We start from the raw sequence: 19,864 nt of genomic DNA on the forward strand, positions 1-19,864 counted from the left end.
ATCACGATGCATTTCATGACGCAACTGCGGACTCAACCGCGCCGCGCCGGCCGCTTCCGATCCACTACCGCGCTCGCGCTGGTCCGCCGGGTTGCGCTGTCGGCCGCCCTGCCCGCCGCCATGCTGCTGGGCACGGGTCTCGCCGGTTGCGCATCGTCGAACACGACCTCGTTGATCAACCTGCCGAACGGCCAGAGCGGTTTCGCGGTGAATTGCAGCGGCGCCGACGCCGCTTCCAGTTGGGCCTCCTGCTACGTGCAGGCCGGCAACGCATGCGGCGCGACCGGCTACGAGATCGTGTCGAAAGATAACGACGAAGGCGGCACCGCGGGCGGCAGCGTCACCAACGTCGTATCGGCCAACGTGAAAAACCGCTCGATGATCGTGCGCTGCAAGTAAGCGCCATCCGCAACGTTGGGCGCCGCTGAACGCCGGGCGCCGACGTGACGCTCAACTTCGACCATGGCAATGCGGCGGACGAGATCCTGATCACCGGCGGACGCGGCGTCGCTTCGCTGGATCAATGCGCCTGCATCTTCGAGAAGATGTTCAACACGGCGACGCCGGCAACGATCAGTCCGAGCCCGATGATCGCCGGCACATCGGGCACCTGGCGGTACAGCAGCAGCGCGACCAGCGTGATCAGCACGATGCCCGCGCCCGACCACACCGCGTAGACGATGCCGACGGGAATGCTGCGCAGCGTCAGCGACAGGCAATAGAACGCCACGCCATAGCCGAGCACGACGATCGCCGACGGCAGGAGCCGCGAGAAGCCTTCCGAGGCTCGCATCGCGGAAGTCGCCACCACCTCGGCGACGATCGCGATGCCCAGCAATGCGTAGGGCGGCACCCGCATTGCATCAGACCTTGGCAAGCGCGAGCTTGCTGTAGTCGTGGCCGAGATGCGCGCACAGCGCCTCCACCACCAGTTCGTGATCGGCACGCTGCGGCAAGCCGGACACGGTGATCGAACCGATCACGCCCGCGCCCGCCACCGTCAACGGAAACGCGCCGCCATGCGAGGCGTATTCCGTGTTCGGCAAGCCGTGCTTGTCGGCGAGCGTGCTGCCCGCCAGTTGCATCTTCAGGCCGATCGCATACGAGCTGCGGCGAAAATGCGCGACCGTGTTGCCCTTGCGGTGTGCCCAATCCACGTTGTCCGGCGTCGCGCCGCCGAGCAGGCTGAAGAACAGCGGCTGACCGAAGGTGCGCACGTCGATCGCAGCGGCGATGCCGCGCGCCTTCGCAACCTCGTGCAGATAGGCGCCGATTTGCCATGCGCGGTCGGCATCGAATTGAGGGAACACCAGGACGTGTTCCTGAGCGGCAATCACCTGCAGATCGTGAGCGATATCCATGGGGTTCAGAGCAAGGTAGGAGTTGAGGCGCTCGCCGTTGTTCGTGGTCCGGCGTGAACGCCCGGCGAGCCGCGCAAAGAGAACCTGATTCTAGCGCAGCGTTCATGACGGGCTTTGCCGCATGCGACGTGGCCGATGCGTGCGGCGACGTCGGACCCGCGCAAGCGCGCGTATCGTGCGGTGCTCGGCGCCCACCCGCGAAGTGAAGGCGATTCTTAAATAGCTGTTGCACTAGCGTAAGCTTTGCCCTATAATCTTTTCTTCGACGGACGCGGGGTGGAGCAGTCTGGCAGCTCGTCGGGCTCATAACCCGAAGGTCGTAGGTTCAAATCCTACCCCCGCAACCAAGCGCATCAACTGGTTGGAATCGTCGAAAAACATTGAAGGCTTGCCAAACCGGCAGGCCTTTTTTGTTTTGCGCTGCCGCCGGGCTCTTGCGCTGTGCATCCCGCACGTTCCCCTCGCCTGACTCTTTGTCTTTGCGCGATCTGCTCCAGATCCTCCACGCGCTACTACGCATCAGATTTTCACGCGACACGCGTCACGCCGGCCACGGCCATCTCGTCACGCCGCCCGTCCATCCGGACTCCGAAGCGATCAGGTCCACGCCTCACGGGCGATGCCGACGCTTGCTCCGCCACAGGCCTTCGTCCCAATTAACCCCCCGCCCCGGTGATAAACTCCCACCACTCCTTCTCGTCTCCTTCCTATGAAATTCTGTTCTGTCTGCGGCCACGGCGTCAGTCTGAGCATCCCGCCGGGCGACAACCGCGAGCGCTTCGTCTGTGACAGTTGCGGCACGGTGCATTACCAGAATCCGCGCAACGTGGTCGGCACCGTCCCGGTCTGGGACGACAAGGTGCTGCTGTGCCGCCGCGCGATCGAACCGCGCTACGGCTACTGGACGCTGCCCGCGGGCTTCATGGAGATGGGTGAAACGACCGCCGAGGCGGCGTCGCGCGAAACGCTGGAGGAAGCCGGCGCGCGCGTCGAAGTGCAAAGCCTGTTCTCCCTGCTGAACGTGCCGCACGTGCATCAGGTGCATCTGTTCTACATGGCGCGCCTGCTCGATCTCGACATCGCCGCGGGTGAGGAAAGTCTCGAAGTCAAACTCTTCGAGGAACACGAAATTCCGTGGGACGAGATCGCCTTCCCCACCGTCGGCCAGACGCTACGGTTCTTTTTCGCCGACCGCGCCACCGGCAGCTTTGGCCTGCACACGGGCGATATCTTCCGCTCGCTGCGCGAAGGTTGAGCGGCGCGCATGGTTCCCTGGCTCGGAGCTGACGATCCGTTCCCGTCCGTCGAGCGTGCACTGGGCGCGACGAGCGGCGCGCCCGGCCTGCTCGCGGCGAGCGGCGATCTGTTGCCATCACGGCTCATCGACGCCTATCGGCGCGGTATCTTCCCGTGGTATTCGGACGGCCAGCCGGTGCTGTGGTGGAGCCCCGACCCGCGCATGATCCTGCGTCCCGCCGAATTCAAACTGTCGCCGTCGCTACGCAAGACGCTCAGGCGCGTACTGCGCGACGACGCGTGGGAAATCCGCGTCGACGATGACTTCGCCGCCGTGATGCGCGCCTGCGCGCAAGCGCCGCGACGCGGACAGCGCGGGACGTGGATCACCGCCGACGTGGTCGAAGCCTATTCGTCGCTGCACAGGATGGGCGATGCGCACAGCATCGAAAGCTGGTTCGAAGGCAAGCGCGTGGGCGGCCTGTATGGCGTGTCGTTCGGCAAGATGTTCTTCGGCGAATCGATGTTCGCAGAGGCCACCGACGCGTCGAAAATCGCGCTGGCCGCGCTGGTCGGCCACTTGCGCCGTCACGAAATAGAAATGATAGACTGCCAGCAGAACACGTCGCATCTGGCATCGCTGGGCGGTCGCGAGATAGCGCGCAAGGCGTTCATCGCGCATGTTCGCGCGTCTGTCGACGCAGCGCCCATTCCCTGGCGCTTCGACAAGACCGCGTTACTCGAGATCGTCACGCGGGCGGCGTAGGAAGGAAGAATCAGGCCGAATCCGGACCCGCCGTCCACCGAGCCGCGGGTGACAAAACTGCAGGGCGCCGGGTTCGCATTACCAGAGACGCTTCGCGAGCTGCCAACGTGACTCATCCCAACGAGCTGCCTCTTTCTCCGCTTTCAGCGTTGCAGTTTTATGCAACGGCGCCCTATCCCTGCAGCTATCTGGATGGCCGCATCGCGCGCTCGCAAGTCGCCACACCCAGTCACCTGATCAACTCCGACGTCTATACCGATCTCGTCAAGGCGGGTTTCCGGCGCTCGGGCGTCTTCACGTACCGGCCGTATTGCGACGGCTGCCGCGCCTGCGTGCCAGTGCGCGTGCCAGTCGAACAGTTCGAGCCGAACCGCACGCAGCGGCGCGTGTGGAAGAAGCACGGCGAGATGGTCGCCACCGTCGCGCCGCTCCATTACGACGAAGAACACTACGCGCTGTACATGCGCTACCAGTCGGCCAGGCATGCGGGCGGCGGCATGGACCGCGACAGCCGCGACCAGTACGAGCAGTTCCTGTTGCAGAGCCGGATCAATTCGCGCCTCGTCGAATTCCGCGAGCCGCTGCCGGACCAGCCGGACGCGGCTGGCATCCTGCGCATGATCAGCATGATCGACATTCTCGGCGACGGGCTCTCGTCCGTGTACACGTTCTTCGAGCCAGGGCTCACGCGAACCAGCTTCGGCACCTACAACATCTACTGGCAGATCGAACAGGCGCGTAGCCTGAAGCTGCCGTACGTGTATCTCGGCTACTGGATCCGCGAGAGCCCGAAGATGGCGTACAAGGCGAATTTCCGCCCGCTCGAAGGGTTGATCGACGGCGCGTGGCGCGTGCTCGATCCCGCAAGCATCGATCTGCCGCCGGTCGATCTGGCGATTCACGGCAAGCGCGGACCGCTCAGGCCTTAACGCGGCGCGCCGTTCGCCTCGCTGCTGATTCAACGCCGGCGTCGTGCACCAGCGGCGCCGACTCCGTGAATCGGTCTCATTAAAACGCAAAACCGGTAAAATGACGGGTTCTCATTTTCCGGCCGCCCGGCTTCGCCCTGTGTTCAGTCCCCTCTACCCGCTTATTCGCGCCCAACTCTTTCGCATGGACGCGGAAGACGCTCACCACCTGACTTTGCGCATGCTCGGCGCCGCCGGCCGCGCCGGCCTTGCCGGCGTGCTCGCGCCGCATGTGCCGGACGCGCCGCGTACCGTGATGGGGCTGACGTTCCGCAATCCGGTCGGGCTCGCGGCGGGTCTCGACAAGGACGGCGCGTGCATCGACGGACTGGCCGCGCTTGGCTTCGGCTTCATCGAAGTCGGCACCGTGACGCCGCGCGCGCAGCCGGGCAACCCGCGCCCGCGCATGTTCCGCCTGCCGCAGGCGAACGCGGTCATCAACCGGATGGGCTTTAACAACGCAGGCGTCGACCAGTTCGTGAAGAACGTGCAGGCCGCGCGCTACAGCGGCATTCTCGGGCTGAACATCGGCAAGAACGCCGACACGCCGATCGAGCGCGCCGCCGAAGACTACCTGTACTGCCTCGAGCGCGTGTACCCGTTCGCGAGCTACGTGACGGTCAACATCTCGTCGCCGAATACGAAGAACCTGCGCCAGTTGCAAGGCGCGGGCGAACTCGACGCGCTGCTCGCAGCGCTCAAGGACAAACAGCAGCGCCTTGCCGACATGCACGGCAAGCTGGTGCCGCTCGCGCTGAAAATCGCGCCGGACCTCGACGACGAACAGGTCAAGTCGATCGCCGACACGCTCTTGCGCCACCGTTTCGAAGGCGTGATCGCGACCAATACCACGCTGTCGCGCACCGCCGTCGCTGGCATGCAGCACGGCGACGAAGCCGGCGGCCTGTCGGGCAGGCCGGTGTTCGACGCCTCGAACGAAGTGATCCGCAAGCTGCGCGCCGAGGTGGGCGAGACGGTGCCGATCATTGGCGTCGGCGGAATTTTCTCGGGCGAGGATGCACGCGCGAAGCTGGCGGCCGGCGCGTCGCTGGTGCAGCTCTATACCGGCTTCATCTATCGCGGTCCCGCGCTGGTGGCAGAATGCGCGCAGGCGTTGCGCTGAGTCGCGATCGGTCATGGCCCGGCGCCAGCTTGAGGCTTCGACCGCTCGGGCAATATAGACATAAGCAAACGATATTTTGGTTTTCGATAGCCTTTTAGTTAAGCTCTCGTCCGTTAAAACGCCAGACGTACAAAAAAGGAACACGATGAAATTTGGCCTGCTGAAAAAGCTTCTGGTCGCCGGTCTGATCGGCGCGTCGTTCACCGCCGCCGCGCACGCGGAAGACCTGCTCGACCAGGTCAAGCAGCGCGGCACGCTGCGCATCGGTCTGGAAGGCACCTTCCCCCCATTCAACTCGAAGGCGCCGTCGGGTGAGCTGGTCGGCTACGACGTCGACATCGCCAAGGCGGTCGCCGCGAAGCTCGGCGTGAAGCCGGAATTCGTCACGACCGAATGGAGCGGCATCATCGCCGGTCTGCAGGCGGGCAAGTTCGACGTGATCGTCAACCAGGTCGGCATCACCGACGCGCGCAAGCAGGCTCTCGACTTCTCGCCGGCTTACACGTACTCGGCCGCGCAGCTGATCCAGCGTAAAGACGACACGCGTGAGTTCAAGACACTCGAAGACCTGAAGGGCAAGAAGCTCGGCGTCGGTCTGGGCACGAACTACATGGACATGGCGAAGTCGGTGCCGGGCATCGACGTGAAGACGTATCCGGGCGCGCCCGAGTATCTGCGCGATCTGGCCGCCGGGCGGCTGGATGCGGCGCTCAACGACCGTCTGATGCTTGCGTACCTGCTGAAGAACTCGCAGCTGCCGCTGCGCACTGGCGCGAACGTCGGCGCGGGCAACCCGTCGGGCATTCCGTTCAGGAAGGGCAACCCGAAGTTCGCCAAGGCGATCGCCGATGCGATGACCCAGCTCGAAGCGGACGGCACGTTCGCGAAGATCTCGGACAAGTGGTTCGGTATCGACGTCAGCAAGCCGATCAAGTAAGACACGCGGTATAAAACGAAGGGCGGCATCGGCGGCGATGCCGCTCTTCGCGTTTTTGCGGCATGGCGCCCATGCATGCTGCGTGAGCCCGCCTCGCCCGCGCGTAACCGCCGCTGGACCGGCGCGTTGCCCGCACACTGCTGCGTGGTGAGACGCCTCGCAGCGCATGACGCACGCCGCGCAGCGCGACACCGACGGCCTGCGGAATGCCGCGTCCCCGGTCGCACCGCCCCCCTCTCTATCGATACGCGCGCCCTCCACGCATTCAATCCCCACGGCAAGCGCGCCTTAACGGCCGCCAAAGTTTATGATGTGCGCTTTGTGCGCCAACCAGACCACCGCTCATGTCCACCACCTCCCTGCTCGTCCAATCGCTTCCTGTGCTCGCACAGGGCGCCGTCCTGACGGTCAAGTTCGCGGTTCTGTCGATGATCTTCGGCCTGATTGCCGGCGCCATGCTCGCGTTGATGGGCATCAGCCACAACCGGCTGCTGAACTGGATCGCGCGTATCTACGTGAGCATAATGCGCGGCACGCCGCTGCTGGTGCAGATCTTCGTGATCTACTACGGCCTGCCGAGCTTCGGCATTTCGCTCGATCCGACGCCGGCTGGCGTGATCGCGCTGTCGGCGAACGTGGCGGCGTATCTGTCGGAGAGCATGCGCGGCGCAATTCTCGGGATTCCCAGCGGCCAATGGCTGGCCGCCTATAGCCTCGGACTCTCGCGCCGCCAGACGCTGCGCTACGTGATCGCGCCGCAAGCGTTGCGCATTGCGGTGCCGAGCCTGTCGAACAGTCTGATCAGCCTGATCAAGGACACCTCGCTCGTGTCGGTGATCACCGTGACCGAACTGCTGCGCAGCGCGCAGGAAATGATCGCGTCGACCTATCAGCCGCTGCCGCTCTATCTCGCCGCCGCCGCGGTGTACTGGGCGCTGTGCCAGGTGCTCGAATGGGCGCAGCGCTGGTACGAACGGCGCCTTGCGCTGCCGTCGCGCCACTGAGCGCCCCGCTCTCGCTCGCCCGCTCTAGCGGCCGGCGAGCGGTGAGGCCGCGTCCAGCGGCGCGCCGAAGCGCTCGAAGCGCGGCTCGTAGTAGTGCTCCGGATCGAGCGAGAACGCGACGCGCCGCGTGCGGCCCATCAGTTCCGTGCGCGGGAAAAAGCCGAAGTAACGCGAGTCGGCGCTGTCGTCGCGATTGTCGCCGAGCATCAGATACTTGCCCGGCGGCACGGTGACCGGACCGAACGAATCACGCGGGCTCGGCGCGTCGGGCGCGAGCCGCACCGCATGGGCGACGCCGTCGAAACGCTCGGTCAGATAATCGCCGTGAGACACGGCATCGCCCGACAGTGGCGCGAGTGTCAGCGGCTGGTAATCGGCGCGCACGCCATTCACATACAGCACGTTCTCACGCATCGCGACGCTGTCGCCGGGCAAGCCGATCAGGCGTTTGACCATCAGTTCGTGCGCGGCCGACGAATCGATCGTGACGATGTCGCCGCGCTGCGGATCGTGCAGATGCAAGAGCGCGATATGTGTGAGCGGCACGCGCAGATCGTAGGCCATCTTGTCGACGAAGATCCGGTCGCCGATGCGGATCGTCGGCAGCATGGAGCCGCTCGGCACGACATTCCAGTCGGCCACGGCGCTGCGAAACAGCACCATCAGGAAAACAAACGCGACGAGGCTCCTGCTCTCGCGCCACAGCTTGCCGAGCATGCGCATGGCGAGGCTCCAGTGGAAGAAATTCGAAAGCGGCGTCCGCGCGCGCAGCGTGGCGCAGCGGCGGACCCGCGGGCATCGTACCATCGCAGCGCGCAGCGGCGCGTCTTCGGCGCCGCCCCGCTGCGCTCACTCCCCGGCGAACTTCAGCCCCAGCGTCGCACGCGCCGCGTCGGCCATCGCGATCATCTGCAACGATCTGGCGTGCGGCATCACCGGGCTCTCAAGCAGCCCTGCGCGGATCAGCTCGCAGAAGTGCGCGGTCTCGTAGTTCAGACCGCCGCCTTCGAACGGCGCGTCCAGTTCGACCACGCGGCCGTCGGCGTAGCGGATCGTCGCGCGCGACGGATTCCACCACGGCTCATGAATCGTCACGTGGCCGCTGGGGGCCATCAGCAGCGCATCGCCCTTGCCATGCAGATCGAGCCCGCAGAAAAGCTGCGCGATGCCGCGCTCGTGCCGGCTATTCAGACTCGCGAACGTATCGACGCCGGTCGAGCCGAGCCGCCCGAGCGTCTGCACTTCGTGCGGCGCGCCGAGCCAGTCCACCGCGAGAAACATTTCGTAGATGCCGATATCGAGCAGCGCGCCGCCCGCATGCTCGAACGACAGCGACGGATGATCGTCCGGCACGCCCGGCACCGAACAGCCCGCACGCACGAGCCCGACGTCACCGATCGGTTCGGCCGCGAGATGCTCGCGCAATTGTCTGTAGAGCGGGTAGAACGGCGGCTTCATCGCTTCCATGAAGAGCCGTTGCGCGGCGCGCGCGGCATCGAGCACGCGCTCGAGTTGCGGCCGGTTGATGGCGGCGGGTTTTTCGCACAACACGTGCAGGCCGGCTTTTAGCGCGGCGATCGCATAGTCGGCGTGACTGTCCTGGACGGTGGCGATATAGAGCGCGTCGATCCCACTCGCGAGCAGCGCGTCGAAACTCGCGCACGCCTCGCCGCCGAATTCTTCGGCAAAGGCCTGCGCCGGTTGCGCGCGACGCGACCACAGCGCGCCGATCCGCGCATGCGGCACATGCGCGAGGCTCTGCGCAAAGCGCCGGGCAATCCGGCCCGTGCCGACAATCCCCCAGCGAATCACGCGGTTCGAGGGCGTTTCCTGCGTTGCAATCGTCATCGTTTCTTCGGGTCCATGCGGTTCGGAACAGGCGCTATTGTCGCGCATGCCGAACGTGGACGCGTGGAGATCCGATGGCGTCTGCCGTGATCCGCTGTATCCCGCAGGAGAGCTCGCAGTAAAACCAGGCCACCGTATCCGCGCTCAGACGCGCGTGGGTGGCTCCGCTGAAAATTTGCCGCCGACTTCGCCGGCCGTAAAGTCGATCAAGGCGAGCGACGCAATTTCGGCTTCGTTCGGATCGCGCCGCTCGATCGCTTCGAGCACGCGTTGATGCGAACTCACCGCGCCTTCCCACAGGCCGTCCTTGTCGGTGACGATCGGGTTCACCGTCGAGAGCGCGCCGCGCACGATCGCCGCCATCTGCTTGAAGAACTGATTGCCGCTCGCCACCACGATGCGGGTATGGAACAGTTCGTCGGCTTCCTGATAGCTGGCCTCGCCCGGGCGGATCACACGAAACGCCTCGAACGCCTCGCGAATGCCCGCGATGTCCGCGGCGCTGCCTCGCGCGGCCGCCTGCGCCGACGCGCGCGGTTCGATCAGGATGCGAAACTCGATCACGTCACGCAGAAACAGCGGATCGGGCTTCGCGCGAAAACGCCAGTTCACGACGTCCTCGTCGATCATGCGCCAGTCGCTCATCGGCCGGATGCGCGTGCCGATTTTCGGCCGCACGTCCAGCATGTCGCGCGCGAGCAGCATCGACAGCGCCTCGCGCATGACGGTGCGGCTGACGTCGAACTCTTTCGACAGCACATCCTGCGGTGGCAGGATCGCGCCGTACTTCTCTTCGACGATGCCGGTGACGAGTCCGTCCATCACCTTGCTGACCAGCGATCGATCTTTGTTTGCCTGTTCCATGGCACTCTCCCCGAAGCGGTGTTCTCCCCGCGTAGCCTGTTGAATTGAGCGGCCCTGGCGTATCGTTTTTATAGGTGCAGCAGTTCTTGACGATACGTTGCTAGCTTCGAAACATCTGCGCCAGTTGGGACACTTCCTGACAGGGTTATCCCTCTGATGAATTGTTTCGTTCGTGTAACGCAAAACGTTTCGATGGGCCATAAGCTTGCGCCTCAAGCGTGCCTGTGTTGCAAAATGTTCATAGTGCGAATACGCACGTAGCGGCGCGAATTGTCTGATTTGGGAGAACTTACGGTTGGCTCGCGGTGGCGGTTGAAGAGAGGCGCGTGGTCTGGAGGACGTCGGCTTGCGTGATCGCAGGCGCTCGAGCAATTCGCAAACGAAGGCCACGTCCGCGCGCCAGGCGCCAGCGGCACGCGCTCGTCGGACCCGACGGCCGCGGCCGGGTACGCCCGCCGTACACGTTAAAGTGACGCGCCCTTGCCCGCCTCGGTGCCGGCCTGATCGCGGCCGTATGGATCGTCGAAGCGCACGATGTCGTCCTCGCCGAGATAGTCGCCCGATTGCACCTCGATCATTTCGAGCGATGTCTTGCCCGGATTTTCGAGCTGGTGCGTGACGCCGGGCGGGATATACGTCGACTGATTCTCCGAGAGCAGGAAGCGTTCCTCGCCGCGCGTGACGAACGCCGTGCCGCGCACGACGATCCAGTGTTCGGCGCGATGATGATGCATCTGCAACGAAAGGCGTCCCCCCGGTTTGACGACGATGCGCTTCACCTGAAAGCGTTCGCCGCGGTCGAGCGAATCAGAAAAGCCCCATGGCCGCCCGGCCTTGCGATGCTCCTGCGCTTCGGCGCTGCGCTCCGCCTTCAGCCGGTCGACGATCGCCTTGACGTCCTGCACGCGGTCCTTCGCGGCGACCAGCACCGCATCGGCGGTTTCGACCACCACCACGCCGCTCACGCCGACACACGCGACGAGGCGCCCTTCCGAATGCGCGAAGCTGTCGGTCGAGCCGTCGAACATCACGCGGCCGCGTGCGACGTTGCCCGCGTCATCTTTGGCCGACGCGTCCCACACCGAGTCCCACGCCCCCACGTCCGACCATCCCGCCACCAGCGGCACCGTGACGCCGACGAACCGCGCATCGGTGGCGACGCGCTCCATCACCGCGTGGTCGATCGAATCGCACGGACACGCGGCGAACGCGTCGCGCCCGAGATGCAGGGCACCGTCGTCGTCGACGCTGGCCTGCTGGAAAGCGTCCGCGCACGCCGCCGCGATCACGGGAGCACACAGCTCGATAGCCGCCAGCCACACCGACGCGCGCACCACGAACATGCCGCTGTTCCACCAGTACTCGCCGGAGGCGACATAACGTTCGGCGAGTTCTTCGGCATCGGGCTTCTCGACGAAGCGTTCGATCGCGCGCGCGCCGTGCGTGCCGAGCGCCATACCCGTGCGGATATAGCCGTACCCGGTTGCCGCGTGCCGCGGCGGCGCGCCGAGCGTGACGATCGCACCGCGCGCCGCGTGCGCGAGCGCTTCGGCGAGCGCCACGCCGAACGCGGCGTGATCGGCGATCAGATGGTCCGCGGGCAGCGCAACGATGATCGGATCATCGCCAGCCGCCGCCGCGCGCGCGGCGAGCGCGGCGATGGTCAGCGCGGGCGCGGTATCGCGCGGCACCGGCTCGAGCACCATGCGCACCCGCTGGCCGCAGTGTTCGAGGCGCTCGCGCGTTTGCTGGTGCAACTCCTCGCAGCAGAGCACCAGCGGCGTGGCCGTCGCGAGCGCGGCGACGGACGATATGTCGTGCGCGGCCACCACGAACGCCTCGTCGAGGCGGCGCAGCGTGGCTTCGAGCAGCGATTCGTCGCCGATCAGATCGATCAGCTGCTTGGGATTGCGCTCGCGCGACAACGGCCAAAGCCGCGTGCCGGGCCCGCCTGCGAGAATCGCCGGCTGCACGGAAAAGCGCGTCGTTGTTTCGGAGGCGCCCACGCGCGGAGCGAATGAATTGCCTGGTACTACGATACGATTCATGAACGGTTCCCGTCGATGTCAGGTCAGGTCCGATTCGTGATCCAGCAATGCCCCCGTTACAGTAGCTCGAATGTATCGACGAGTGATTCACCATCACGTGCACGGCGCCGCGCGCCAAAGCGCGGCTGACTGCTGCGAACCTGGTGCGTGAGGCCGATGAACGGCACGCCATGTTCGAGAAACGGCCCTTCCGTCTTGCGAAAACCGAACTGCTCATAGAAGCCACGCAGATTGAGCGGCGCACTCACGCGCGCGGCGTGTCCGGGCCAACGCTCGGCGATCGCTTCCAGCACACGGTCGAGCAGCAGCTCCGCGGTGCCGTCGCCGCGCCGCAGCGGACTCGTCAGCACCTTGTCGATGGTGATTTCCGGATCTTCCGCGTCGCCGGGTTGCACACGAGCGTAAGCAAGGATCGGCATCGGCCTTCCCATATCTTCCACCGCGAACACGTGCAGCGCATTTTCATCCCGACCGTCCGCATCCAGGCAGACATGCGATTGCTCGACGACGAACACCGCGCTACGCGCCCGCAGGATCAGATACAACTCGCGGGCTGATAGCTGATCGAACTCCAGCGTCTTCCAATTCATCACGTTCCCCACCGGTCAGAAAGTTCAACGAGGGTGACGATGTCCACCACCCTGGACGGCCTGGCTCGACATGCCGGCTCGTTGTCATGTCCACACGGTACGTGCGCGAAACTCGTGTTTCCGTGCGCCATCGCACTGACGCTCCGCTTTCTCAATCCTTAAATACGTTCCAGAGCCTGGCAACGATCTCGGCCGGGCAGATAAACGCGGAAAGCGCACACGTCTCACGCGTTTTCCGTCTACATCGTTTCAGCACCGTTGGACCATCAAGGGGGCACCGCACCATGAAGACTGCATTGCGTCGCATCATTTCCGAATCCGCCCGTCTCGACGTGCCGGTCGACAGCCTCGCGGACGACGCCGATCTCTACGCTGCGGGCTTATCGTCGCTGGCGACCGTGCATCTGATGCTGGCCATCGAAGATGAATTCGACGTCGAGATCCCAGACCGCCTGCTGACACGCCGGCTCTTCTCCAGCATCGATTCGATGGCCGCTGCGATCACCGAATTGCAGCAGGGCAAGGCCGCAGCATGAGCGCCCCACAGCCGGATGCGGCCAGCGCCGCAACCCCAGCGCACGACAGCGCTGAAGCGACCGTCACGTTGACGACGGTCGAAGCCGAGCCCGGCTGGCGCGCGGCCGCGCACCGCTGCGCCGCAGTAGCCGCGCAGTTCGCCGATGCGGTCGACCGCGACGCCCGCTTTCCCAGCGAAGCATTCGACGCGCTCAAACGCGAACGTCTGCTGTCGGCGATGGTGCCGAGCGCGTGCGGCGGCGCGGGATTGTCGCTCGCAGACATCGGCGCGATCTGCGAGACGCTCGCGCAAGGCTGCGCGTCGACCGCCATGGTCTATGCGATGCATCAGATCCAGGTCGCGTGCGTCGAGGCGCATGGTGGCGAATCGGCGTGGCATCGGCGCCTGCTCGCGCAACTGGTCGAGCATCAATGGCTGCTGGCATCGGCGACTTCCGAGGAAACCATCGGCGGCAACATGCGCACGAGCGCCTGCTCGGTCGAGCTCGACGGTCCGCGTTTCCGGATCGAAAAGCTCGCGCCGACGATCTCCTACGGCGCGCACGCCGACGGCATCCTCGTCACCGCGCGCCGCACCGCGGAGTCGGCGGCCGCCGACCAGGTGCTGATCGTCGCGTTGCGCGATGACACGCAACTCGAAAAGCGCGGCGGCTGGGACGCGCTCGGCATGCGCGGCACCTGCAGCGAGGGCTTCCGGCTGATCGCCACGGGACTCGCCGAACAGATCCTCGCGACGCCGTTCGCCGAGATCGCCGACCAGACCATGCTGCCGGTCTCGCACACGCTGTGGGCCTCCGTCTGGACCGGCATCGCGATCGACGCGGTGAATCGCGCGAAGGCGTTCTTCCGCGCTCAGGCGCGTGCGACGCCCGGCTCGATTGCGCCGGCGGGCGTGCGCCTTGCTGAAGCGGTCGGCCTGCTGCAGATGATGCAGGCGCGCCTGTCGGTCGCGCTGGAAGCGGCACGCGCTGCGCATCAGGCGCGGCACGACGGTCCGCAGGCCGATGCGCCGCTCGCGGCGCTGCTCGGCTTCGCGTCCGACATGAACACGCTGAAGACCAGCATCTCGACCACCGCGCTGCAAGTCGTCCAGCAAGTGCTGATGATCTGCGGCATGGCGGGCTACAAGAACGGCACGCCGTACAGCGTAGGACGCCATTTGCGCGACCTGCACTCCGCGCCGCTCATGATCAATAACGACCGCATTGCGCAAAACACCGCGAGCCTGTTGCTCGCGCAGCGTCCTGCCGCACCGGGGAAAGCCTGAATGAACACGATGACCGATACCGCCGCGGCCGCTGCTGCCGCCGGCACCGTTGCCGACGCGAACACCGCGCCGGACTTTCGCGACGAACTGCTGGCCGCGGGCCTGCTGATCGATACCGGTGAAAACGGCCTGTACGGCCGCAGCCAGATTTTCGAGGATGTGCTCGAGCGCCTGAACGTCGCGATCACGCGTCTGGGCGCGGACCAGCAACCGGAAGTGCTGCGCTTTCCACCGGCGATGCGCCGCACCGACTTCGAAGACAGCGAATACCTGAAGAGCTTCCCGAATCTCGCGGGCACGATCCATTCGTTCTGCGGCGACGACCTGGGTCACCGCCGCCTGCTGCGCGCGCTCGACGATGCGCTGACCGACAGCGACAGCGGCGACGAGCGCAGCGACGCATGGATGGCGCAGCAAAAGCCCACGCGTGTGGTGCTGACGCCCGCCGCCTGCTATCCGATCTATCCGGTGATGGCGCGGCGCGGCGCACTGCCCGCTGAAGGCCGCACGGTCGACGTGCTGTCGTACTGCTTCCGCCACGAACCGTCGCGCGATCCGGGCCGCATGCAGCTGTTCCGGCAGCGCGAATACGTGCGCCTCGGCAGCGCCGAACAGGTGATGGCGTTCCGGCAGATGTGGATCGATCGCGGCTCGCTGCTGGTGACGTTGCTGCAATTGCCGGTCGAGGTCGATCTCGCCAACGATCCTTTCTTCGGCCGCGGCGGCAAGATCGTCGCCGACAGTCAGCGCGCCCAGGCGCTGAAGTTCGAACTGCTGATTCCCATCGCCGATCCGCGCGGCAAGACTGCCTGCCTGTCGTTCAACTATCACATGGAGCACTTCGGCGCGATCTGGAAGATCGCCTGCGCAGACGGTGCCGTGGCGCATACGGGCTGCGTCGGCTTCGGCATGGAACGCATCACGCTCGCGCTGTTCCGTCATCATGGCCTCGACGTGAACGGCTGGCCTGACGAGGTGCGCGCGCTGCTGTGGGGCGACACCGAAGCGCGCGTCGCGCAAGGCCTGCAGAGCTTGCTGGCGAGCGCGGCACACACCGGAGGTGGCGCATGAACCCGTCTCTGACATCTACGCCAACGAGCACGTCCAGCGCTTTGCCGATGCCCCGGCGCGTCGAGCTGTCTACGGGTGACAGCGCCGCCGCGCCGGGATCCGGCATGCGCCTGCGCGAACACGTGCCGCACGCGCTGCATCAGGGCGAGCGCGTGTGGCAGGAGACCAACTGCTACGTCGATCTGTGGATCGAACTGTTGCATGGCTTCGGGCTCGACCCGCGCGCGGCGTTCGCCTTTACCGTCACACAAGACTTCGAAGGCGACCAGTTCACGTTCTTCAAATTCCCGCTCGACGACATCGAGCGGCTGTACGGCACCCAAGTGCAGGAACTGGCCATCTACGATTCGCTCGAAGCCCGCGTGCTCGCGCAGACCACGCGCGGCCATACGGTGCTGGTGGAAGTGGACGGCTATTACCTGCCGAACACGCGCGCCACGTCGTATCGCCGCGAGCATCCGAAGACCACGGTGGGCATCGACTTCATCGATCCCGCCGCGCGCCGCCTCGGCTATTTCCACAACACCGGCTATCACCTGCTCGACGGCGAGGACTACGACGGCGTGTTCCGCAAACTTCCGCAATTCGCACAGCAACCCGATCTGCTGTTTCCGTATGTGGAATTCGCCAAACAGGCGCGGCCCGCGCTCGAAGGCGCCGCGCTCGCGGAAACCTCGGCGGAATTGCTGTGCGCGCATCTGCAGCGAAGGCCGCTCGTCAATCCGATTTCGTCGTGGCGTGCCGCGTTTCCCGCGCATCTCGACATGCTGCTCGAACGCGGCGAGGCGTTCTTCCATCCGTACTCGTTCAACCTGATGCGGCAGCTCGGCGCGAACTTCGAGTTTCTGTCGAAGTATCTGTTGTGGCTGTCCGCGCAAGGCTTCGACATGCCCGCGTCGATCCCGGCCGCGGCGCAGCGCATCGCGTCGGAGTCGATGGTGATGCAGTTCCGGCTCGTGCGAGCCATCGCGCGCAGACGGCGCGATGCGTGCGAAGACTGCTTCGACGTGCTCGAAAGCGCCTATGAAGCGACCTTGCCACCGCTCGCCGCGCTGGTGCGATGACGCGCGCTTCTCGCGCCATATAGCGTTTTTTGGGGGTTTGGTGTGGATGTACTGACGCACGGTCCGGCGGCCGATGACGCTCGCGGCGATGGTTCGATTGCGCATGCTGTCGCAACCACCACCATCGCCGCCTCACTCGCTGAAGCCGCGCGGCTCGCCCCAACCGAGGATGCGCGCACATGCGTGGCTGCATCGGACGAGGCGGCGACGCCCTCACTCTGGCCGCAGCGGCTCGACACCGGCTGGCAGTGTGTCAGCACGCCGGCGGGCGCATGCGGGTCGCCTGCGGCGCTGCCCGCGCATGGCTGGCTCGCTGCGCCGGTGCCCGGCACCGTCGCAAGCGCACGGCGGGCCGCGGGTCTGCTCGACGCCGCTCACCCGCCGCCCCTCGCGTTCGACGACCACTGGTATCGCGTCACGCTCACCGGCATAGGCAAACGCCGCTTGCGGCTGCACGGCCTCGCCACGCTCGCCGAAGTCTGGCTCGACGATGTGCGGCGCCTCGACTCCGATTCGATGTTCGTCGCACATGATCTGGACATCGAACTGAATGGCAGCGCGACACTGGCGCTGTGCTTTCGCGCACTGACAGCCGCATTGACGGCAAAACGCCCGCGCGCGCGCTGGCGGCCGCGCCTCGTTTCGCCGCCTTCGCTGCGCAACGTGCGCACCACACTGCTCGGCCATATGCCGGGCTGGTGCCCGTCGATTCAGGCGGTCGGTCCATGGCGTCCAGTCGAACTGCTGGGCGACGCGCCGCATGCATTCGACACGGTCGACCTGGCTAGCCGCGTCGATGGCGATGACGGCATTGTTTCGCTCACGCTACGTTTCGCGTATCCACACGACGCCGCGACTGGCGGCGCGACGCTCACATGCGGCGCAGCCATTTCGTCTTTGCAATGGCGTGACGCCTATACCCTGACCGGCGCCGTGCGCGTGCCGCACGCCGAGCGCTGGTGGCCGCACACGCACGGCGAGCCGACTTTATATCCTCTGACGTTGCAACTCGATGACGATCGCTCAAATTCATACTCTCTAGGCTCGATCGGCTTTCGCAGCCTCGACGTGCAACGCGGCGCCGACGGCAGGGGCTTCGCCATCCACGTCAATGGCGTGCCCGTGTTCTGCCGCGGCGCGTGCTGGACCAGCGCGGACCTCGTGACGCTCGCCGGCACTGAAGCGCAACTGCGTCACACGTTGGAGCTGGCTCGCGCGGCCGGCATGAATATGCTGCGCGTGAGCGGCACGATGGTGTATGAGTCCGACGTGTTCTATGCGCTCGCCGACGAATACGGCCTGCTCGTCTGGCAAGACTTCGCGCTGGCAAATTTCGACTACCCGAACGATGCGGCCTTCCGTGCGTCGATCGAACTGGAAGCCACGCAGTTTCTGACCCGCACACGACGCTTCGCGGCGCTCGCCGTACTGTGCGGTGGCAGCGAAGTCGACCAGCAGGCGGCCATGCTCGGCCTGCCGCCTTCGCTGCGCGCACAAGCCGTGTTCACTGAACTGTTACCCGCCATCGTCGCGCGCGAACGGCCGGACGTGCCGTATGTCCCCAACTCGCCTACGGGTGGAACGTGGCCGTTTTCGACCGACGAAGGCGTGACGCACTACTACGGGGTAGGCGCCTATCAGCGTCCGCTCGACGACGCGCGCCGCGCGCGGGTGCGCTTTGCCGCCGAATGCCTCGCCTTCGCCAACGTCCCCGACGACGCGACCTTGCACGACGCGCTGGGCACGATCCATTCGCACGATCCGCGCTGGAAGGCCGCCGTGCCGCGCGACCTTGGCGCCGGTTGGGATTTCGACGACGTGCGCGACCACTACCTGCGCACGCTGTACGGCGTCGAGCCCGCGCAGTTGCGCTATGAAGACCCCGAGCGTTATCTGGATCTGTCGCGCGCGGTGGTGGCGGAGGTGATGAGCGACGTGTTCGCCGAATGGCGACGCGCGGACTCGACCTGTGCCGGCGGTTTGGTCTGGCAATTGCAGGATCTGCGCGCGGGCGCAGGCTGGGGCGTGATCGACGCCACAGGACGGCCCAAAAGCGCGCTACACGGGCTCGCGCACACATTGCAACCCATCCAGATCACGCTGACCGACGAAGGCCTCAACGGCCTCGATATCCACCTGATCAACGAACGCGCGCAAACGTTTAGCGGACGACTCGAACTGGTCTGCCTGCGCGATGGCAGCGTGAAGGTCGTGTCCGCGAGTTGCCCCGTCGAGTTGCCGCCGCGCAGCGCGCAACGTCTCGGCGCGGCCGTATGCCTCGGCCAGTTCTTCGACTTTACGCACGCCTACCGATTCGGCCCGCGCGCGCATGATGTCACGCTGGCGACACTGCGCGAGGCGGCAAGCGAAGAAATCGTTTGCGAGGCGTTTCATCTGCCCGATCGGCGCATGAGCGAGCGTCACGACCTCGGTCTGACTGCCCTCGTCCAGCGCAGTGGCGACGGCTGGCAGCTCGTCATCGAAACGAAACGCTTTGCGCGCTTTGTTCATATCATCGACCCACACTATCGTGGCGCGCGCGACTGGTTCCACGTCGCTCCGCATCGTCCCGTCATCGTGCCGCTGATTCCTCTGACCTCACCGGCGGCGCAAGAACGAATCGTTGCGCACGCATCCAGCTCCATGGTTAACGCTGATGCAACATGCGCGAGCCCCGCGGGTGAAGTGCGCGCGATCAATGCGATATCCGCCACCTTCTATCGCTAGATTGTCGCGCTGATCTAGGTATCGCGCGCGAGCCGCATAAAACCTCACACTTCGCGAACCCATGTGTCTGCCTGAGCGAATCACTGTTGGTTTTTTTGCGACTTCCGCATCGTCGAAAAGACACTCCGTGCGGCAACGTACGCAACGCGTTGAACACATCTGAATCAATTCCGGCACATCGCGGACATCGCACCACAACGCCCATGGCAGGGCTATTTCGCCGCTGAGACACCTGCTGCGTGAACCCGGCGGACACGCTCCAGGCCAATACCATCAACGGCTTCGGTCGTTTGAAATAAGCCCGCGAAACGCGGACCTCGAGGCGGCGCGTTGTACAGATTTGAAACAAAAAGTCACATTTGGCTTCGCGCGCCGCTCAGGCTTGGTTCGCTGCGCCGCACCAGCGCTCGCTTTAGGTGGCGTTGGCACACTCCTCGCTAATAGCTGAGCGCA

19 protein-coding genes and 1 tRNA gene are annotated in these 19,864 nt (G+C 65.4%); 13 read left to right on the forward strand and 7 right to left on the reverse strand.

Annotation, left to right across the window (positions count from 1 at the left end; genetic code table 11):
* The first annotated feature begins 6 nt into the window (after nucleotides 1–6).
* The gene (locus B0G69_RS16120; protein WP_121318522.1) at nucleotides 7–399 is read left to right on the forward strand and encodes a hypothetical protein; all 393 of its coding nucleotides are present in this window, start codon (nucleotides 7–9) and stop codon (nucleotides 397–399) included.
* Between the two features lie 121 nt (nucleotides 400–520).
* Here B0G69_RS16120 and B0G69_RS16125 read toward each other — a convergent pair whose 3' ends face one another.
* Both B0G69_RS16125 and B0G69_RS16130 read right to left on the reverse strand, forming a co-directional pair.
* Nucleotides 521–859 carry an SMR family transporter gene (locus B0G69_RS16125; RefSeq protein WP_121318524.1) on the reverse strand — a complete coding sequence of 113 codons (339 nt, stop codon included), beginning with the start codon at nucleotides 857–859 and terminating at the stop codon, nucleotides 521–523.
* A gap of 4 nt (nucleotides 860–863) precedes the next feature.
* A complete protein-coding gene (locus tag B0G69_RS16130; protein WP_121318526.1) occupies nucleotides 864–1,361 on the reverse strand; it encodes a heme-degrading domain-containing protein in 498 nt (165 codons plus the stop codon).
* Nucleotides 1,362–1,631: 270 nt separating this feature from the next.
* Between B0G69_RS16130 and B0G69_RS16135 the strand changes: the two genes are divergently transcribed.
* The 7 genes from B0G69_RS16135 (at nucleotide 1,632) to B0G69_RS16165 (ending at nucleotide 7,395) form a co-directional block, all read left to right on the forward strand.
* Nucleotides 1,632–1,708, forward strand: a tRNA-Met gene (locus B0G69_RS16135).
* 362 nt (nucleotides 1,709–2,070) lie between these two features.
* Entirely contained in the window at nucleotides 2,071–2,616 is a 546-nt protein-coding gene (locus tag B0G69_RS16140) for an NUDIX hydrolase (RefSeq protein WP_121318528.1), read from the forward strand.
* A 9-nt stretch (nucleotides 2,617–2,625) separates the two neighbouring features.
* Entirely contained in the window at nucleotides 2,626–3,363 is a 738-nt protein-coding gene (gene aat / locus B0G69_RS16145) for a leucyl/phenylalanyl-tRNA--protein transferase (protein WP_121318530.1), read from the forward strand.
* 107 nt (nucleotides 3,364–3,470) lie between these two features.
* Complete coding sequence (locus tag B0G69_RS16150; RefSeq protein WP_121318532.1) at nucleotides 3,471–4,292, forward strand: arginyltransferase; 822 nt, start codon at nucleotides 3,471–3,473, stop codon at nucleotides 4,290–4,292.
* 100 nt (nucleotides 4,293–4,392) lie between these two features.
* Nucleotides 4,393–5,454, forward strand: coding sequence for a quinone-dependent dihydroorotate dehydrogenase (locus B0G69_RS16155; RefSeq protein WP_199731230.1), 1,062 nt, complete (start codon nucleotides 4,393–4,395; stop codon nucleotides 5,452–5,454).
* 145 nt (nucleotides 5,455–5,599) lie between these two features.
* Entirely contained in the window at nucleotides 5,600–6,391 is a 792-nt protein-coding gene (locus B0G69_RS16160) for a cystine ABC transporter substrate-binding protein (RefSeq protein ID WP_121318536.1), read from the forward strand.
* Between the two features lie 344 nt (nucleotides 6,392–6,735).
* Nucleotides 6,736–7,395 (forward strand): amino acid ABC transporter permease, encoded by a 660-nt coding sequence (locus B0G69_RS16165; protein ID WP_121318538.1) that lies wholly within the window; start codon nucleotides 6,736–6,738, stop codon nucleotides 7,393–7,395.
* Nucleotides 7,396–7,419: 24 nt separating this feature from the next.
* Here the strand turns inward: B0G69_RS16165 and lepB are convergent, their stop codons facing one another.
* The 5 genes from lepB to B0G69_RS16190 form a co-directional block, all read right to left on the reverse strand.
* Nucleotides 7,420–8,118: a signal peptidase I gene (lepB, locus tag B0G69_RS16170; protein ID WP_121318540.1), complete on the reverse strand. Its 699-nt coding sequence runs from the start codon at nucleotides 8,116–8,118 to the stop codon at nucleotides 7,420–7,422.
* A 126-nt stretch (nucleotides 8,119–8,244) separates the two neighbouring features.
* Nucleotides 8,245–9,243: a Gfo/Idh/MocA family oxidoreductase gene (locus B0G69_RS16175; protein WP_241991334.1), complete on the reverse strand. Its 999-nt coding sequence runs from the start codon at nucleotides 9,241–9,243 to the stop codon at nucleotides 8,245–8,247.
* Between the two features lie 144 nt (nucleotides 9,244–9,387).
* A complete protein-coding gene (locus B0G69_RS16180) occupies nucleotides 9,388–10,107 on the reverse strand; it encodes an FCD domain-containing protein (RefSeq protein ID WP_121318544.1) in 720 nt (239 codons plus the stop codon).
* 464 nt (nucleotides 10,108–10,571) lie between these two features.
* Entirely contained in the window at nucleotides 10,572–12,155 is a 1,584-nt protein-coding gene (locus B0G69_RS16185; protein ID WP_121318546.1) for a mannose-1-phosphate guanylyltransferase/mannose-6-phosphate isomerase, read from the reverse strand.
* A 56-nt stretch (nucleotides 12,156–12,211) separates the two neighbouring features.
* On the reverse strand, nucleotides 12,212–12,745 hold the full coding sequence (locus B0G69_RS16190; protein ID WP_121318548.1) for a GNAT family N-acetyltransferase: 534 nt from the start codon (nucleotides 12,743–12,745) through the stop codon (nucleotides 12,212–12,214).
* 284 nt (nucleotides 12,746–13,029) lie between these two features.
* Here B0G69_RS16190 and B0G69_RS16195 point away from each other — a divergent pair, with 284 nt between their 5' ends.
* The 5 genes from B0G69_RS16195 to B0G69_RS16215 all read left to right on the forward strand — a co-directional run bounded on the left by B0G69_RS16195 (nucleotide 13,030) and on the right by B0G69_RS16215 (nucleotide 19,411).
* A complete protein-coding gene (locus B0G69_RS16195; protein ID WP_121318550.1) occupies nucleotides 13,030–13,281 on the forward strand; it encodes an acyl carrier protein in 252 nt (83 codons plus the stop codon).
* The gene (locus B0G69_RS16200) at nucleotides 13,278–14,549 is read left to right on the forward strand and encodes an acyl-CoA dehydrogenase family protein (protein WP_121318552.1); all 1,272 of its coding nucleotides are present in this window, start codon (nucleotides 13,278–13,280) and stop codon (nucleotides 14,547–14,549) included. The genes B0G69_RS16195 and B0G69_RS16200 overlap by 4 nt, the downstream gene beginning before the upstream one ends.
* Nucleotides 14,550–15,620 (forward strand): amino acid--[acyl-carrier-protein] ligase, encoded by a 1,071-nt coding sequence (locus B0G69_RS16205; protein ID WP_121318554.1) that lies wholly within the window; start codon nucleotides 14,550–14,552, stop codon nucleotides 15,618–15,620.
* Nucleotides 15,617–16,684, forward strand: a complete 1,068-nt coding sequence (locus tag B0G69_RS16210; protein ID WP_121318556.1) for a DUF1839 family protein — start codon at nucleotides 15,617–15,619, stop codon at nucleotides 16,682–16,684. Before B0G69_RS16205 ends, B0G69_RS16210 begins: the two co-directional genes overlap by 4 nt.
* 183 nt (nucleotides 16,685–16,867) lie before the next feature.
* Nucleotides 16,868–19,411 (forward strand): glycoside hydrolase family 2 protein, encoded by a 2,544-nt coding sequence (locus tag B0G69_RS16215; protein ID WP_121319476.1) that lies wholly within the window; start codon nucleotides 16,868–16,870, stop codon nucleotides 19,409–19,411.
* Nucleotides 19,412–19,864 lie beyond the last annotated feature (453 nt).

Origin of the sequence: Paraburkholderia sp. RAU2J (genome assembly GCF_003634845.1) — a bacterium.
In the GTDB taxonomy this organism is placed as follows: domain Bacteria; phylum Pseudomonadota; class Gammaproteobacteria; order Burkholderiales; family Burkholderiaceae; genus Paraburkholderia; species Paraburkholderia fynbosensis.